Source organism: Psychrobacter sp. 1Y4, assembly GCF_051847555.1.
In genome coordinates, this window is record NZ_JBPYDE010000394.1 from 1 (window position 1) to 801 (window position 801).

Annotated in this window: 2 protein-coding genes; both read left to right on the forward strand. The window is 42.9% G+C overall.

Annotated elements, in window-relative coordinates; translation table 11 throughout:
- The coding region (locus ACS8FC_RS16545; protein ID WP_439297579.1) for a DnaB-like helicase C-terminal domain-containing protein at positions 1-337 on the forward strand (337 nt) is incomplete at its 5' end.
- A 179-nt stretch (positions 338-516) separates the two neighbouring features.
- The coding region (locus tag ACS8FC_RS16550; protein ID WP_439297580.1) for an alanine racemase at positions 517-801 on the forward strand (285 nt) is incomplete at its 3' end.

Below are 801 nucleotides of genomic sequence, written 5' to 3' on the forward strand. Positions count from 1 at the left end.
TAGTTTAAAGGCGCTCGCACGTGAGCTTGAATGTCCCGTGATTGCCTTATCACAGCTTAACCGTAGTCTAGAAAACCGTCCAAATAAACGACCAATCATGTCGGATCTACGTGAGTCTGGTGCAATTGAGCAGGATGCCGATTTGATTATGTTCATCTATCGTGATGAGGTTTATAATGAAAACTCAGATCATAAGGGCGTGGCGGAAATTATCATTGGTAAACAACGTAACGGCCCTATTGGCACCGTACGTTTGGGTTTTGAAGGTCAATTTACCCGCTTCATTAATCTAACGCCAGAATACTATCAGGGCGTCAGTTTTGAGAATGATGAGTAACCAACCTTGTAAATTATAAGCCTGACCAAGACTAAGCTTTATATATACTCAGGTTTAGTCGTAGGTTAATAAGTAATTTTATATAATCAGTTTTTAATACAATAGCCAGTATCGCATCAACCCAATCGATGCCGTACTGGCTTTATCACTTCATAATTCTACTCATATAGAAGGCGATTATGCGCACTATTACCATAAAACCAAAAGCCCTTACCCATAACCTAAATCAAGTAAAACAACGAGCACCGCAGTCGAAAGTTTTAGCCATGGTCAAATCCAATGCTTACGGACATGGCGTGGCGGCGGTCTTGCCAGCCCTGCAGCAAGCAGACGGTATTGGGGTTGCGACTTTAACCGAAGCATTAGAAGCCAGACAGTTAGGTTGGGAGAAAACCATCGGTCTAGTAGAAGGGGCGTTTAGCGCTGATGAGTGGCAGCAAGCGATTGATCATGATATTAGCTGC